The sequence below is a fragment of the Gordonia tangerina genome (genome assembly GCF_021556435.1).
In the GTDB taxonomy this organism is placed as follows: Bacteria; Actinomycetota; Actinomycetes; order Mycobacteriales; family Mycobacteriaceae; genus Gordonia; species Gordonia tangerina.
In genome coordinates, this window is record NZ_JAKGCU010000003.1 from 188321 (window position 1) to 202398 (window position 14078).

Consider the following 14078-nt stretch of genomic DNA (forward strand, 5'->3'; position numbering starts at 1 on the left):
TCCCGTCAGTGGTGGGCGGGCTGGAACGTGCCGTGGCTGGCGGCCTCCTCGGCCCGGATCACGTGCATGACCGCGTTGATCAACGCCAGGTGGGTGAACGCCTGCGGGAAGTTGCCGAGATGCTGGCCGGTTTTGGCGTCGATCTCCTCGGCGTAGAGCTTGAGCGGGCTGGAGTAGGAGAGCAACCGCTCGCACAGCACCTTGGCGCGATGCAACTCACCGATCTCAACCAGCGCCGAGACCAACCAGAACGAACAGATGGTGAAGGTCCCTTCCTCGCCGGAGAGTCCGTCGTCGGTCTCCTCGACGCGGTAGCGCAGCACCAGTCCGTTGTCGGTCAACTCGTCGGCGATCGCGAGCACAGTGTTGCGGACCCGGTAGTCGTCCGAGGGCAGAAAGCGCAGCAGCGGGATCAGCAGTGCGGACGCGTCGAGCGCTGGGTCGCCGTAGCGCTGGGTGAACACCCCACGCTCATCGACGCCGTGTTCGAGGATGTCGGCGCGGATCTCGTCGGCGATGCCCGCCCATGTCTTTGCATACGACTTCTCGCCATGAAGGGCGGCGAGCCGGGCGCCGCGATCGAGAGCGACCCAGCACATCACCTTCGACGAGGTGAAATGCTTTGGTTCGCCGCGCACTTCCCAGATCCCGCGATCGGGTTTGCGCCAGTTCTTCACTGCCTCCTCGACCTGTGCCTTCAACACCGGCCACAGGGTCTCCGGGACCGCCTCGCTGGACTTGGTGTTGAGGTAGACCGAGTCGAGCATGGTGCCCCAGATGTCGTGCTGCGCCTGGTTGTAGGCGCCGTTTCCGATACGCACCGGACGGGCGCCGTCGTATCCGGACAGGTGATGGAGTTCTTCCTCCTCGAGGGTGCGCTCGCCGCCCACCCCGTACATCACCTGCAACGGATGGTGCTCGCCGTTGGTGGCCCCCGACACGTCGGCGATGAACGAGAAGAAGTCATCGGCCTCACGGTCGAGTCCCAGGGTGTACAGGCCCCACAGCGCGAACGTGGAGTCACGCACCCAGGCATATCGGTAGTCCCAGTTACGTTCCCCGCCTGGTGTTTCCGGCAACGATGTGGTCGCTGCGGCGAGGAGTGCGCCGGTGGGCGAGTAGGTGAGGCCCTTGAGAGTCAATGCCGAACGCTGCAGATGCGTGCGCCACGGGTGGTCGGGGAAGGTGCCGGCATTGATCCATTGCCGCCAGCACTCGGAGGTCGACCACATCTTCTGCGCCGCCTCTTCGTAGTTCTGCGGCGCGGGCTGTCGTGACCAGGACAGTGCGACGAACTTGCTGTCGCCCTCGACCAGACGTGTGCGGGCCCGGGCCTCGCGGCCTTCGAGCCCGAGCCGGAGATCGGTCGTCAGTTTGAGCGTGGGACCGGGGGCGGTGGTACCCGATCCGGTGGCGATCGCCTCGCCGTAGGCAGGCCCCGAATACTCCCACACTGTCTTGCCACGGTGATAGTCGAATGCCGGTTCGCAACTCAAGGCGAGTTCCACGGTCCCTGAGACACAACGCACCGTCCGCAAGAGAATGTGTTCGGCGTCCCAGTCGGTGGGGGTGCGGCGATGTGTGGTGGACCGACGTTCGTGGTCGTGCCAGGGACCCATCACCAAGGCATCGCGCACCACGATCCACCCGGTGTCGGTCTGCCAGGTCGTCTCCACCATCAGGCTGCCCGGCAGGTACCGCCGATCGACCGGCACGTTCACGCCGTACGGGGCCAGTCGGAAGTGCCCGGCGCTGCGATCGAGGACGGCTCCGAACACGCTGGGCGAATCGGGACGTGGCACACACATCCACTCGACCGAACCGTTACGCGCGATCAGACAGTTGGTCTCGGTGTCGGAGAGGAAGGCGTAATCGCCGATGGGTGGGAACGCGTTGTGGCTTGGTGTGGCGGGCGAGAAGGCCTTTGCCTCCGGGTCGATTCCGGTGGCATCGGAATGCGTGCTGCCGGCGGCGTCGATGGGCGTGGCGTTGTCGATGGGCAGCGCAGTGACGGCAGCGTCTTCCGGTGGAGTCATGGCTATATCATTGCGATCAGGCCCGACCGTCGCCACTCGGCCGACGTCGGGATCTCGCCGGGCTTGAATCAGCCTGAGCGAAACCCGGGTGCGCCCACGAGTCGGGCCGGAAAGACGATGAGGTGATACGTCATGTCGCTGCTCACCTGGTGGGACGGGGTCGAGGAGTGGCTGACCGGTCTCTCGTTCGTTCCGCAGCTGCTGGTGACCCTCGTGGTGGTGATCCCGTTCGCCGTGGTGGTGGCAGCGGTGCTCAATGTGCTGGTCGACGCGGTCTCGACGGTGTTCGATCGACGACGATTCGCCGACGACGATGGAAAGGGGCTGTAGGCGATGTTCCGTTCTCGCGTGACGTTGGCGTTGGTGGCACTCATCGTGCTGGTGATCTTGGCCTGGGTCCTCACCCGCTGACCTGGCCGCGGTAGTGAGGTGGCGCCGGCGCGAACGCATTGGTGGCACGGCCCCGGGCGTTGCTAGCGTCTATGAGTTCGGTGTGACGCAGCGTGGGAGGAAGTGAGCGTGACGAAGTCGGTTGGCGTGCGCTCGAGGCGCCCCGCGATGGCGGTGGCCATCGCGGCAACCCTGACGCTCGTCCTCGCGGCCTGCGGAGGCGGGTCGACCGATGAGCCCGGCGGCGAGGACATCTCCACCGGCTCGCGTCATGTGAACCTGATCGCCTACGCGACCCCCAAACCGGGTTTCGACGTGGTGATCCCGGCCTTCCGCCGCACCGAGAGCGGCCACGACATCGGGTTCTCCCAGTCGTACGGCCCGTCCGGTGACCAATCCCGCAAGGTGGCCCGTCGCGTGCCCGCCGACGTCGTCAACGTCTCGGTGCAACCGGACATGACCCGACTCGTCGACGCCGGCGTGGTGGACGCGGATTGGCAGCAGCGCGAACCCAACAACAGCGTTGCGTTCGGGTCGGTGGTCGCATTTGTGGTGCGCAAGGGCAACCCCAAAAACATCCGCGGCTGGGACGACCTGCTCAAGCCGGGCGTGCAGGTCATCACCCCCAATCCGGGCAGCTCCGGATCGGCCAAATGGAATCTGCTCGCCCCCTACGCGGTGAAGAGCAACGGCGGCCGCGACAACCAGGCAGGCCTCGACTACATCGCTGAACTGATCCGCGACCATGTGACCGTGATCCCCAAGTCGGGACGCGAGGCCACCACGGCCTTCGAACAAGGGCAGGGCGACGTCCTGATCAGTTACGAAAACGAGGCGATCATGCTGGATCGGGCCAACGCGACTGCGAGCCCGGACCAGCAGGTGGAGTACTTCGTGCCGCGCGAGACCTTCCAGATCGAGAACCCGGTGGCCGTGGTCAATACCACCTCCGACGAGCCCGCCGCACGCGCCTTCGTGGACTATCTGTTCACCGACGAAGCGCAACTCCTGTGGGCCGAACAGGGTTTCCGGCCGGTGACCGATTCCGTCGCGGCGGCGACCAAGGAGATGTTCCCGGGACAGATCGAGAAGCTGTGGACCATCGACGAACTCGGCGCGGTTCTCGGTCCGCAGGCCGGCCCTGCCGCCGACGGCTCGATCCGCACCGGCTGGGCGGCGGTGGACACGGTGCTGTTCGGTTCGGACGGTTCGATCACCGAGCTCTACGACACGGGCGGCCGACAGTGAGCACGCCGGTCACCGACAGTGGTTCCCAAAGAGCCGTTAGCAAGGCGCCGCCCCGAGGTTTCCTGGGACGCAGCCGCACATTCAGCGGGGTGAGTCCGCTGGGCATCGGCGTTGCATCATTGTGGCTGACCGTCATCGTGCTGTTGCCGCTGGCCGCGATCACCGTCTCGTCGTTCTCTGATGGGTGGTCTGGGTTCGTCGACGCCGTCACCGACCCCAACGCGCTGGCCACTTTGCGGATCACCGTCATCGTTTCGCTGGTGGCCGCATTGATCAATGTGGTCTTCGGCACCATCATCGCGTGGGTGCTGGTGCGGGACCAGTTCTGGGGCAAGGGATTCGTCAACGCCATCATCGATCTCCCGTTCGCGTTGCCGACCATCGTGGCCAGCCTGGTGTTGTTGTCGCTGTACGGCCCGAACAGCCCGATCGACGTTCACATCAACGCCACCAAACCCGCAGTGGTCGTGGCGTTGACGTTTGTCACATTGCCGTTCGTGGTGCGGCAGGTACAGCCGGTGCTGATGGAACTCGACACCGACGTCGAAGAGGCCGCTGCGGTGTTGGGCGCGACCAACTGGACCACCTGGACCAAGATCGTGCTGCCTGCGCTGCTCCCGTCGATCCTGACCGGTGCAGGCCTGGCGTTCACCCGCGCGATCGGCGAGTTCGGTTCGGTGGTGCTCATCGGCGGCAACATTCCGCGCGACACCCAGGTCGCCTCGCAATACATCCAGCAGCAGATCGAGGTCGACGACCCGGTCGGGGCGGCCGCTGTCTCGGTGATGCTACTGCTGATCGCCTTCTGTGCGTTGCTCGTGTTGCGACTGGTGGGTCACCGGCAACGGATGCGAGAGGAGCGCGACCAGTGAGATTGTCGCCGTTGACCCGCTACGGTCTGCGTGCCGTCGCGCTCATCTATCTGTTCGTGCTGTTGATCGTGCCGGTGACCCTCATCTTCTGGCGGTCGTTCGAACACGGGGTCGGGCAGTTCTGGGAGTGGATCACCACACCCGCCGCGATCTCCGCCCTCCAGTTGAGCCTGGCGATCGTTGCGATCGTGGTGCCGCTGAACGTGGTGTTCGGCATCGTGACCGCGCTGGCCCTGGTGCGCGGCCGATTCCCCGGCAAGGGGATTCTGCAGGCCGTGGTGGACCTCCCGTTCGCTGTGTCGCCGGTGGTGGTGGGCGTCGCATTGATCCTGCTGTGGGGCTACGGCGGATGGTTCGGCGGCATCGAGAGCGCCGGGTTCCGCATCATCTTCGGTTTCCCCGGTCTGGTGCTCGCCACCATCTTCGTCACGCTGCCGTTCGTGGTGCGCGAGGTGGAGCCGGTGCTGCGCGAGATCGGTACCGAGCAGGAACAGGCGGCTGCGACGTTGGGGGCCAACGGCTGGCAGACGTTCAGCCGGATCACGCTGCCGGCCATCCGGTGGGGTCTGACGTACGGCATCGTGCTGACGGTGGCCCGGTCACTGGGCGAGTACGGCGCGGTGATGATGGTGTCGTCGAATTTCCCCGGCATCTCGCAGACCCTGACCCTGCTGGTTCACTCTCGTTACGTCGACGACTACAACGAGTACGGCGCGTATGCTGCGGCCACATTGCTGATGTTGGTGGCCATCGCGGTGTTGATCGCGATGACACTCATCGAACGCGGTGCCCAGAGCCGGGTCGGCGACACCGACGAGGCGGCCGGTGACGAACCGTCGACTGGTGAGGCGCCTGCCGAAGATGTCGCGCCGGCTGTCCCGTACGGCCCTGCCTCGACCGAACCGCACAAGGAAGGCATGTGACATGTCGATCTCGGTGATACGCGCGAACAAGAGGTATGGCGATTTCGCCGCTCTCGACGACGTCTCCATCGACATTCCGGAAGGGTCGCTGACGTCGTTGCTCGGCCCGTCCGGCTCGGGCAAATCGACGCTGCTACGGGCGATCGCCGGTCTCGACAGCCTCGACTCGGGCACCGTGCTCATCAAGGGCAACGACGTCTCCACCGCATCGCCGCAGCAACGCGACATCGGATTCGTGTTCCAGCACTATGCCGCGTTCAAGCACCTCACCGTGCGCGACAACATCGCGTTCGGCCTCAAGATCCGCAAGCGTCCCAAGGCTGAGATCGCGGCGAAGGTCGACGAGCTGCTCGACGTGGTCGGGCTGACCGTGTTCCAGAAGAGGTTTCCCGCGCAATTGTCCGGCGGCCAACGCCAGCGGATGGCCCTGGCGCGTGCATTGGCCGTCGACCCGCAGGTGCTGTTGCTCGACGAACCGTTCGGTGCGCTCGACGCGAAGGTCCGGGAGGATCTCCGAAAGTGGTTGCGTCGCCTGCACGACGAGGTGCACGTCACCACCGTGCTGGTCACCCACGACCAGCAGGAGGCGCTCGACGTGAGCGACCGCATCGCGGTGCTGAACAAGGGGCGTATCGAACAGGTGGGCACACCCGACGACCTCTACGACCGACCGGCCAACGTCTTCGTCGCGTCGTTTCTGGGGTCGACGGTGCGCCTCAACGGCGAACTGGTCCGTCCGCACGACATCCGCATCGGGCGCAACCCCGAACTGGCACTGCCGGCAGCAGACTCGGCATTGGACACCGGGGTCATCAAGGCGACGGTGACGCGGGTGGTGCATCTCGGATTCGAGGTGCGGCTGGAGCTGATCGCCGCCACGACCGGTGACGAGTTCCAGGCGCAGATCACCCGAGGCGACGCGTACGCGTTGAATCTGAAACCCGGAGAGGTGATCTACGCCCGCGCGACGAAGGTGGCCGCGCTCAGCGACTCCTGAGTAGAGTCGCGGGTCGCCACCGCCCGGTATTGACGGCAGACGGCCTCGATGACGTCACGGTGGGCGCCCAGCGGTCCCGCGACCACCGCATCGCTGGTGTGGCGATCGACTGCGGCCTCGACCCGCTCGGTCAGCAGGCCGGCGGACAAGAAGTACGGGCTCACCGCGATGCGCTCCGCGCCGGCGGATCGTAGGCGACGGATGGCGGTCCGCAGACGATGATCACGCGCGCCCAGTTTGGTCGCGAACACCACCTCGACCGGTCGGTTCAGGAGCGTGGACAACTCGATCGCGCGCCGGCGGACGTGGCGGTCGGCGGCGGCGTCGGAAGAGCCCACGGCGGTGAGGATCACCCCGACACGATCGGCGACCGGATCGGTGACCCCGGCCTCCACGAGGCGGTAGGCCAAGGCCTGGGCGAGTGGTGACGAGCCGATGACGTCGGTCTGGGTGACCGCACGCCCGCGACCGGTGTGGTCGGCGATGATCGTCGGCAGGTCGATCTTGCTGTGATAGCCCGCCGCGAACAGCAGCGGAACCACCACGCAGTCGCCGGTGACCTCCTCGAGCGCCGTACCGACCAGCGGAGCGTCGAGGTCCAGATAGGCGAGTTCGGTGTCGACTCCCGGCATGACGCGGCCGACCGCGTCGCGGATGCGCGAGGCGGTGGCCGCGAACCGGGGGTCACGGCTGCCGTGTGCCACCAACAGCAGTGTCGGGTTCATCAGCTTGTCCAACCGAACGGGATTCAGACGAGCTCCGGCGTCTGCGACAGGTGCAGATGCGCCAGCGCGTCACCGACGAGGCCGGCCCCGAGGGTGTTACCACCCTGCGGATCGATCAGCAGGAAGCTGCCCGATTCGCGGTTGACCTGATAGTCGTCGGCGGCGATGGGATCGGCGGTCTGGATGGAGATGCGGCCGATCTGGTTGAGCTCCACGGTGTCCGGAGCGTCGATCAGCGACAGGTGTTGCTCGTCGAAGAGCACCTCGAGGCCGCCGATGATCGCCTGTGTGGTGCGGGTGCCGTGCTTGAGCAGCAGACGGGCACCGGGGCGCAGCGGCTTCTCGGCCAACCAGCAGACCGTCGCGCTGAACTGCTGCAACGGTTCCGGGGCGTCGGCGACAGCGGCGATGAGGTCGCCGCGCGAGATGTCTACGTCGTCGTCGAGCAGCAGCGTGACACTGCGGCCGGTGTGCGCGGTGGCGAGCTGCCCGTCGGCGGTATCGATCTGCCGGATGGTGCTGCGGGTGCCCGCAGGCAGGATCACGACCTCGTCGCCCACGGAGACCCGGCCGGCGGCGATCTGTCCGGCGTACCCGCGGTAGTCGGGGAACTCAGGTGTGCGCGGGCGGATCACGTACTGCACCGGGAAGCGCAGGCCCACCGGCCGAGGGTCGGTGACATTCGGCACCGTCTCGAGATGCTCGATGAGTGCCGGACCGTCGTAGTACGGGGTGGACTCGGACCGGGTGGCGATGTTGTCGCCGTGCAGTGCCGAGACCGGGATCGCGGTGACCTGCTCGGCCGACCAGCCCAGCGAACGGGTCAGTTCGGCGAACTCGGCCGAGATCTGCGCGAAGGCGGTGGCCGGGTCGTCGACGAGGTCGATCTTGTTGACCGCCAGAACCAACTGCGGCACACCGAGCAACGCCATCACGGCGGCATGGCGCCTAGTCTGCGCGACGACACCGTTGCGGGCGTCGACCAGCAGGATCACCAGCTGGGCGGTGGATGCACCGGACACCGTGTTGCGGGTGTACTGCACGTGGCCGGGGGTGTCGGCGAGCACGAAAGAGCGTGCTGGCGTGGCGAAGTAGCGGTAGGCGACGTCGATCGTGATGCCTTGCTCACGCTCTGCGCGCAGCCCGTCGACGAGCAACGAGAGGTCGGGACCCTCCAGGCCGCGGTCGACCGAAGCCTTGGTGACGGCGTCGATCTGGTCGGCGAGAACCGATTTCGTGTCGTAGAGCAGGCGGCCGACGAGGGTGGACTTGCCGTCGTCGACGCTGCCGGCCGTCGCAATACGCAGGAGGTCGGGGGCGTGCTTCATCTCAGAAATATCCTTCGCGCTTGCGGTCTTCCATGGCGGCCTCGGAGACGCGGTCGTCGCCGCGGGTTGCGCCGCGTTCGGTGAGTCGGGAGGCGGCGACCTCGGCGAGCACGGCCTCGTTGTCGGCGGCGTCGGAGAGCACCGCGCCGGTGGTCGAGCCGTCGCCGACGGTGCGGTAACGCACCACGCGCTTCTCGACGACCTCACCCTCGCGGGGTCCGCCCCACGGGCCGGTGGTCATCCACATGCCGTCGCGCGAGTAGACCTCACGCTCGTGCGCGTAGTACAGCGGTGCCAGCAGGACCTGTTCGCGGGCGATGTAGCGCCAGATGTCCAGCTCGGTCCAGTTGCTCAGCGGGAACACGCGCACGTGCTCGCCGGGTGCATGGCGGCCGTTGTAGAGGTTCCAGAGTTCCGGGCGCTGACGCTTGGGGTCCCACTGCCCGAAGGCATTACGCAGCGAGAAGATCCGCTCCTTGGCGCGCGAGCGCTCCTCGTCGCGTCGGCCGCCGCCGAACACCGCGTCGAAGCGGTTCTCGGTGATGGCGTCGAGGAGCGGGATGGTCTGCAGTGGGTTGCGAATGCCGTCCGGTCGTTCGGTGAGGCGACCGTCGTCGATGTACTCCTCCACCGACGCGACGTGCAGGCGCAGGTTGTACCGCTCGACGATCTCGTCGCGGAACGTGATGATCTCCGGCAGGTTGTGTCCGGTGTCCACGTGCAGCAGCGAGAACGGCAGTGGCGCAGGCCAGAAGGCCTTGATCGCCAGGTGCAGCAGCACGGTGGAGTCCTTGCCGCCGGAGAACAGGATCACCGGGCGTTCGAACTCGCCGGCGACCTCACGGAAGATGTGGATCGCCTCGGATTCGAGGGCGTCGAGGGTGGTGAAGTCGTCGGCGGAGTCGACCACGGCCCGTGCGGTGTCGGGGGTGGTGGTGGACGAGGTGTCGGCGATGGTCATGCGTGCAGCCCACATTCTGTCTTGGCGCGACCGGCCCAACGGCCACTGCGCGGATCGGATCCGGGTTCGGGTTTGGCGGTGCAGGGTGCGCAGCCGATCGACGGGTAGCCGTCGTCGACGAGCGGGTTGACCAGCACTCCGTTGGAGTCGATGTAGTCCTGCATGGTCTCGTCAGACCAGGCGGCGATCGGGTTGATCTTGACCAGCCCGAAGCCCTCGTCGAAGGAGATCAGCGGAGCGTTGGCGCGCGTGGGTGCCTCCACGCGCCGGATGCCGGTGATCCAGGCGTCGTAGCCGGCGAGCCCGTTCTTGAGCGGAACCACCTTGCGCAGCCGGCAGCATTCGCCGGGGTCGCGGGCGAACAGGTTGCGGCCCAACAGTTCGTCCTGCTCGGCGACGGTGTGTTCGGGGGTCAGGTTGACCATCTCGACGCCATACACCTGCTCGACCGCGTCCCGGGTGCCGATGGTCTCGGCGAAGTGATAGCCGGTGTCCAGGAACAGCACCTTGAGCTTGCTGCCGTGCAGCGCCTCGTCGTCGATGTTCTTGGTGGCCAGGTCGACCAGCGCTGCGTCCTGCATGTTGGAAGCGACCACGAAATTGTCGCCGAAGGTTTCGGCGGTCCAGCGCAGCAGGTCGGCGGGAGTGGCGTCGGGGCCGAGGTCGGCCGCGCCCTTCTCGGCGATCGCGCGTAGCTCGTCTTCGCTGAACCGTCGGCCGGTCGCTGTCGTGTCGGTGGACGTGCTCATCGCAGTGCCTCCTCGTCAGCTCGAACGGCCCACTGCGCGAACCGTTCTCCGTCGTGTCGCTGCTCCACGTACTGGCGGACCACCCGGTCGATGTAGTCGCCGAGTTCGGTGGAGAGCACCTTGTGTTGCCGCAGCTTGCGGCCGAATCCGGCGTCCTGGCCCAGGCTTCCGCCCAGGTGCACCTGGAATCCCTCGGTCTGTCCGCCGTTGCCGTCCTCGACCAGCTGACCCTTGAAGCCGATGTCGGCGACCTGCGAACGGGCGCACGAGTTGGGGCAGCCGTTGATGTTCACGGTGATCGGGGTGTCGAGGTCGGCGTTGATGTCGGCGAGGCGCTCCTCGAGCTCCGGGACCAGCCGCTGCGAACGCTTGCGGGTTTCGGTGAAGGAGAGCTTGCAGAACTCGATGCCGCTGCACGCCATCAGGTTCCGTCGCCAGTTGGATGCCCGGGCACTGAGGCCGAGCTTCGCCAGGTCGGCGATGAGCTCGTCGACCTTGTCGTCGGCGACGTCGAGCACCACGAGCTTCTGGTACGGGGTGAAGCGGATGCGGTCGGACCCGACTCGTTCGGCTGCCTCGGCCACCTTGGTCAGGATGGTGCCGGAGACACGGCCGGCCATCGCGGCGAAACCGACCGAGTTGAGGCCGTTCTTGAGCTTCTGCACGCCGACGTGGTCGCGCGGAGCGGTCAGCGGCTCGGGTGCCGGACCGTCGATCAGCTTGCGGCCGAGGTATTCGTCCTCGAGGACCTGGCGGAACTTCTCGATGCCCCAGTCCTTGATGAGGAACTTCAGGCGTGCCTTGGTGCGCAGTCGGCGGTAGCCGTAGTCGCGGAAGATGGCGACCACGCCCTCCCACACGTCGGGCACCTCGTCGAGCGGAATCCAGGCGCCCACCCGCTGCGCCAGCATCGGGTTGGTGGACAGCCCGCCGCCGACCCAGAGGTCCAGGCCCGGGCCGTGTTCGGGATGGTTCACGCCGATGAAGGCGACGTCGTTGGTCTCATGCGAGACGTCCTGCAGACCGGAGATGGCAGTCTTGAACTTGCGCGGCAGGTTCGAGTACTGCGGGTCACCGATGTAGCGGCGGACGATCTCGTCGATCGCCGGGGTGGGGTCGAGCACCTCGTCGACGGCCTCACCGGCGAGCGGGGAACCCAGGATGATGCGCGGGCAGTCGCCGCACGCCTCGGTGGTATAGAGCCCGACGCTTTCGAGCCGCTCCCAGATGGTGGGGACGTCCTCGATGCGAATCCAGTGGTACTGGACGTTCTCGCGGTCGGACAGGTCGGCTGTGTCGCGGGCGAACTCGGTGGACAGTCCGCCAAGGGTGCGCAGCTGGTCGACGTTGAGGGCGCCCGCGTCACAGCGCACCCGCATCATGAAGTGGCTGTCCTCGAGGATGTCGATGTTCTCGTCGCCGGTCCAGGTGCCGTCGTAGCCCTCGGCGCGCTGGGTGTAGAGGCCCCACCAGCGCATCCGGCCGCGCAGATCCTGCTTGTCGATCGACTCGAAGCCCTGCTTGGCGTAGATGTTCTCGATGCGGGCCCGGACGTTGAGCGGGTTGTCGTCCTTCTTGACCTGCTCGTTGGGGTTCAGCGGCTCACGGTAACCGAGTTTCCACTGGCCCTCGGCGCGGCGCTTGGCCGGGCGCTTCTTACGAGCGGGGCGGTCCGCGGCCGGCGCGGCCTTGGCGGCTGCGTAGGGCGTGGTCACGGACAGATCGTCGGTGGTGGACGTCATGAAGTCTCCTGAGCTGACGCAGGCACACGTCAGCGATCACGAAAAAGGTGGGCTGGAAACGTGTCGGCATCCCGCGTCGAGCGGGGGACTTCTCAGGGCCGAACTGTCGTCTGCCGACGACAGGGCAACACGTCGTCTAAGGACGACAGAATGCGCTGCAGACGCGCTTGAGATCGATGTGGCGTCGGGCTGCGAGCCACACCCCTGGGGAAGTCACGTCGTTCATAGTGCCACGATCACCCTTGCCGCGTCTACTTGGGGTTATTTTTCCTCACGATGAGGCAAATGTCCGTTACCGGTGCACCTCGAGGTCCATTCCTTTGGGGTCAAGGCGTTCGGTGCGACGTCTATTCCGCGTCCGCGAAGTGACACCGAAACCGACGAGGTGGCGCTCATCACACCGCACCGAGCGCGCATGATGGACCCATGAAGCTCGAAACCGAGCCCGCAGTCGACAGCGCCGTCGAAGTAGCGTGTGGTGCGGTCGACCCGGCGACACCACTCGGCCTGTATCTGCATGTGCCGTTCTGTGCGACGCGCTGCGGGTACTGCGATTTCAACACCTACACGGCAGGGGAGTTGGGCAGCTCCTCGTCGCCTGAATCATGGCAGCAGGCGGTGGAGCGGGAGCTGGACAGCGCCGCACGGCTGCTGAATCCGGCCCGAGGGGTCTCGACGATCTTCGTCGGCGGTGGCACGCCGTCGCTGCTGGGGGCCGACGGTCTGCGGCGCCTCCTGGACGCGGTGCGTGCCCGGTTCGAGCTCACCGACGACGCCGAGGTCACCACCGAGTCGAACCCCGAATCGACCTCGCCGGAGTTCTTCGACGGTTTGTTGGCAGCCGGATTCACCCGGGTCTCGCTCGGGATGCAGTCCGCGGCACCGCATGTGCTCGCGACACTGGACCGCACTCACACGCCGGGGCGGGCGGTGGCCGCCGCCCGCGAGGCCACCGCCGCCGGTTTCCGACATGTCAATCTAGACCTCATCTACGGAACGCCGGGGGAGACCGATGCGGATCTGCACGCCAGTGTCGACGCCGTACTGTCCACCGACGTCGACCACGTGTCCGCCTACGCCCTGATCGTGGAGGACGGCACCGCGTTGGCGCGTCGGATTCGTCGTGGCGAACTGCCCGCACCTGACGACGACGTGCTCGCCGATCGCTATCAGATCCTCGACAGCCGCCTGCAGGCCGACGGATTCGATTGGTATGAGGTGTCCAACTGGTCACGCGGTGAGGACAGTCGCTGCCGCCACAATCTCGCGTACTGGTACAGCAGTGATTGGTGGGGTATCGGACCGGGTGCGCACTCCCATGTCAATGGTGTGCGGTGGTGGAACCAGAAGCATCCGGCCCGATACGCCGACGCGCTGACCGATGCGCGGCTGCCGGTGGGCGGTCACGAAGTACTCACCGACGAAGACCGCCACGTCGAGTCGGTGATGTTGACCGCGCGATGCCGCAACGGGCTGCCCGTCGAGCACCTCACCGCCGAGGAGTTCCGGCGGGCATCGGGCTTCGTCGACGACGGGCTGCTCGCCTTCGTCGGTTCGGTGGGCGCACGGTTGGTGCTCACCGACGCCGGACGGCTGCTCGCCGATCGGGTGGTGCGGGAGATCCTGTACGCCGGGTGACGGTGGCTCACCACTGGGGAGGGGTAGTCGACGGGAGGGTCCAGCCGGTGCTGCGGGTGGCCTTGCGATGGGCGCCGCCGGGCACCGGAGCCCGGCCCGGCGACGGTAGGCGTTCGGTGTCGAGTCGGTCGGCCACCGAGTCCGCGTCGGCGTCGAGGTCGATGGCGTCGAGATCGAGCATGCGGGCATGGATGATGTGCCGGTTACGGAGTGCCGAGCGCACTGCGCGGTGCAGCCCGTCCTCCAGATACAGATCGCCGCGCCACCGCACGACATGCGAGAAGAGATCGCCGTAGAAGGTCGAATCCTCGCTCAGCAGACGGTCGAGCGCGAGGACCGTGGTGACCGTGGTGAGTTCGTCGAGCCGGAACTGACGGGGCGGGATCTTGGCCCACGCACTCGCCGACATCCCATGGTCGGGATAGGGCCTCCCGTCCCTTACCCCCTTGAAGATCATCGAACACTTCCT

General features: G+C 66.6%; 13 protein-coding genes. 6 read left to right on the forward strand and 7 right to left on the reverse strand.

Translation table 11 applies throughout. The features are described from left to right. Positions 1–5 precede the first annotated feature (5 nt). Entirely contained in the window at positions 6–2036 is a 2031-nt protein-coding gene (locus L1892_RS06080; RefSeq protein ID WP_235722658.1) for a glycoside hydrolase family 15 protein, read from the reverse strand. 132 nt (positions 2037–2168) lie between these two features. Here L1892_RS06080 and L1892_RS06085 point away from each other — a divergent pair, with 132 nt between their 5' ends. The 5 genes from L1892_RS06085 (at position 2169) to L1892_RS06105 (ending at position 6466) form a co-directional block, all read left to right on the forward strand. Then, complete coding sequence (locus tag L1892_RS06085; protein ID WP_235722659.1) at positions 2169–2366, forward strand: hypothetical protein; 198 nt, start codon at positions 2169–2171, stop codon at positions 2364–2366. 228 nt (positions 2367–2594) lie between these two features. Next, on the forward strand, positions 2595–3674 hold the full coding sequence (locus tag L1892_RS06090) for a sulfate ABC transporter substrate-binding protein (protein WP_235722792.1): 1080 nt from the start codon (positions 2595–2597) through the stop codon (positions 3672–3674). Further along, entirely contained in the window at positions 3671–4546 is an 876-nt protein-coding gene (cysT, locus tag L1892_RS06095) for a sulfate ABC transporter permease subunit CysT (RefSeq protein WP_235722660.1), read from the forward strand. Before L1892_RS06090 ends, cysT begins: the two co-directional genes overlap by 4 nt. Beyond that, on the forward strand, positions 4543–5469 hold the full coding sequence (gene cysW, locus L1892_RS06100) for a sulfate ABC transporter permease subunit CysW (RefSeq protein WP_235722661.1): 927 nt from the start codon (positions 4543–4545) through the stop codon (positions 5467–5469). Before cysT ends, cysW begins: the two co-directional genes overlap by 4 nt. A 1-nt stretch (position 5470) precedes the next feature. Then, complete coding sequence (locus L1892_RS06105; RefSeq protein ID WP_235722662.1) at positions 5471–6466, forward strand: sulfate/molybdate ABC transporter ATP-binding protein; 996 nt, start codon at positions 5471–5473, stop codon at positions 6464–6466. On the opposite strand, the gene L1892_RS06110 is transcribed toward L1892_RS06105, so the two are convergent. From L1892_RS06110 to L1892_RS06130, 5 genes are read right to left on the reverse strand one after another with little or no spacing between them, the layout of a single operon-like run. Beyond that, complete coding sequence (locus L1892_RS06110; protein ID WP_235722663.1) at positions 6424–7191, reverse strand: sirohydrochlorin chelatase; 768 nt, start codon at positions 7189–7191, stop codon at positions 6424–6426. The genes L1892_RS06105 and L1892_RS06110 overlap by 43 nt on opposite strands. Positions 7192–7214: 23 nt before the next feature. Next, complete coding sequence (locus L1892_RS06115; RefSeq protein WP_235722664.1) at positions 7215–8519, reverse strand: sulfate adenylyltransferase subunit CysN; 1305 nt, start codon at positions 8517–8519, stop codon at positions 7215–7217. 1 nt (position 8520) lies between these two features. Continuing rightward, positions 8521–9495, reverse strand: a complete 975-nt coding sequence (gene cysD, locus L1892_RS06120) for a sulfate adenylyltransferase subunit CysD (RefSeq protein ID WP_372474971.1) — start codon at positions 9493–9495, stop codon at positions 8521–8523. Continuing rightward, on the reverse strand, positions 9477–10229 hold the full coding sequence (locus L1892_RS06125; RefSeq protein WP_235722666.1) for a phosphoadenylyl-sulfate reductase: 753 nt from the start codon (positions 10227–10229) through the stop codon (positions 9477–9479). Before L1892_RS06125 ends, cysD begins: the two co-directional genes overlap by 19 nt. Beyond that, positions 10226–11971: a nitrite/sulfite reductase gene (locus L1892_RS06130; protein WP_235722667.1), complete on the reverse strand. Its 1746-nt coding sequence runs from the start codon at positions 11969–11971 to the stop codon at positions 10226–10228. The genes L1892_RS06125 and L1892_RS06130 overlap by 4 nt, the downstream gene beginning before the upstream one ends. Before the next feature lie 426 nt (positions 11972–12397). Between L1892_RS06130 and hemW the strand changes: the two genes are divergently transcribed. Beyond that, on the forward strand, positions 12398–13609 hold the full coding sequence (gene hemW / locus L1892_RS06135) for a radical SAM family heme chaperone HemW (protein ID WP_235722668.1): 1212 nt from the start codon (positions 12398–12400) through the stop codon (positions 13607–13609). Between the two features lie 7 nt (positions 13610–13616). On the opposite strand, the gene L1892_RS06140 is transcribed toward hemW, so the two are convergent. Next, positions 13617–14066, reverse strand: coding sequence for a type II toxin-antitoxin system VapB family antitoxin (locus L1892_RS06140; protein WP_235722669.1), 450 nt, complete (start codon positions 14064–14066; stop codon positions 13617–13619). Positions 14067–14078: the final 12 nt, after the last annotated feature.

Coding starts and splice junctions, on each gene's coding strand:
- L1892_RS06080 (WP_235722658.1), bottom strand. CDS start 2,036: ATGACTCCACCGGAAGACGCTGCCGTCACTGCGCTGCCCATCGACAAC.
- L1892_RS06085 (WP_235722659.1), top strand. CDS start 2,169: ATGTCGCTGCTCACCTGGTGGGACGGGGTCGAGGAGTGGCTGACCGGT.
- L1892_RS06090 (WP_235722792.1), top strand. CDS start 2,595: ATGGCGGTGGCCATCGCGGCAACCCTGACGCTCGTCCTCGCGGCCTGC.
- L1892_RS06105 (WP_235722662.1), top strand. CDS start 5,471: ATGTCGATCTCGGTGATACGCGCGAACAAGAGGTATGGCGATTTCGCC.
- L1892_RS06110 (WP_235722663.1), bottom strand. CDS start 7,191: ATGAACCCGACACTGCTGTTGGTGGCACACGGCAGCCGTGACCCCCGG.
- L1892_RS06115 (WP_235722664.1), bottom strand. CDS start 8,519: ATGAAGCACGCCCCCGACCTCCTGCGTATTGCGACGGCCGGCAGCGTC.
- cysD (WP_372474971.1), bottom strand. CDS start 9,495: ATGTGGGCTGCACGCATGACCATCGCCGACACCTCGTCCACCACCACC.
- L1892_RS06125 (WP_235722666.1), bottom strand. CDS start 10,229: ATGAGCACGTCCACCGACACGACAGCGACCGGCCGACGGTTCAGCGAA.
- L1892_RS06130 (WP_235722667.1), bottom strand. CDS start 11,971: ATGACGTCCACCACCGACGATCTGTCCGTGACCACGCCCTACGCAGCC.
- hemW (WP_235722668.1), top strand. CDS start 12,398: ATGAAGCTCGAAACCGAGCCCGCAGTCGACAGCGCCGTCGAAGTAGCG.
- L1892_RS06140 (WP_235722669.1), bottom strand. CDS start 14,066: ATGATCTTCAAGGGGGTAAGGGACGGGAGGCCCTATCCCGACCATGGG.